Source organism: Tropicibacter alexandrii, from assembly GCF_003667315.2.
GTDB lineage: Bacteria > Pseudomonadota > Alphaproteobacteria > Rhodobacterales > Rhodobacteraceae > Tropicibacter > Tropicibacter alexandrii.
Genome location: NZ_RCTZ02000060.1, coordinates 1 through 1,053, shown reverse-complemented (window position 1 = coordinate 1,053; position 1,053 = coordinate 1). Strand labels below are relative to the sequence as shown.

The 1,053-nt window shown below is 60.7% G+C and carries 1 protein-coding gene; it reads left to right on the top strand.

What is annotated here, in order from left to right:
• A partial coding sequence (locus D8Z78_RS24350) for a transposase (RefSeq protein WP_128910932.1) occupies nt 1–981 on the top strand: 981 nt, incomplete at its 5' end.
• Nucleotides 982–1,053: the final 72 nt, after the last annotated feature.

Genomic DNA, 1,053 nt, shown 5'->3' with positions numbered 1-1,053 from the left:
GGCCTGGTCAGCGGGCAAAGGATGGCCATCGACGCCAGCCTGATCGAAGCCGATGCCAACAAACAGAACTCGACGCCCAAGGATGAATGGGACGCGACGCAGATCGATCCTGCCGAAGCGCCCCGCGCCGTTCGCGAGTATCTGGACACCTTGGACGAGGCAGCGTTTGGTGCTGCCAGCGAGGTGCAGCCGAAGTTCACGTCCCATTCCGACCCGGCCAGCCAGTGGACTGCTGCACGTAAAGGCCCGGCATTCTTCAGCTATTCCGACAACTATCTGATCGACACGGACCATGGCGTCATCGTGGATGTTGAAGCTACCAGATCGATCCGGCAGGCCGAGGTTGGCTCGACCAAGACCATGCTCAAGCGCGTGAAGGCCAGGTTCGACCTCCATCCCGAGCGCCTAATCGCGGACACGGCCTATGGCACGGCCCCGATGCTGGGCTGGTTGGTCGACCAACAGATTGCTCCCCACATCCCTGTCTTCGACAAGTCTGGGCGCAGCGACGGGACCTGGTCCCGGGCCGACTTTGAGTGGGATGCCGAGAACAATCAATACATCTGCCCTGAGGGCCACGAGCTGAAGCAGTTCCGCCGGAACTACTCCGATCCCAATCGCGGGCCGACCGGCAAGGGCGTCGCCAAATACCGGTGTTTGAAGCACACCTGTCAGGCCTGCCCATCAAAGGCGCGCTGCTGCCCGAACATGGACTTCCGGTCTATCACCCGCGAGGAACATGAAGATGCTCGGCAGGTCGCCCGCGACATTGCGAAGACCGACCAATACGTGATCTCGATGAAGCTGAGGAAGAAGGTCGAGATGCTCTTTGCCCACCTCAAACGGATACTTGGTCTGAACCGGCTCCGATTACGCGGCCCATGCGGCGCAAACGACGAATTCCTCCTCGCTGCAACCGCCCAGAACCTCCGCAAACTGGCCAAGAGCCTTCCTGCACCGCAGCAACCGAGAAACGCCTGACGACAAAGGCGCTCGCGCCATGTTCAGGCGTCGATATTCTGCGGCCGCGAAGGGTTGTTTTTCCACAGAATC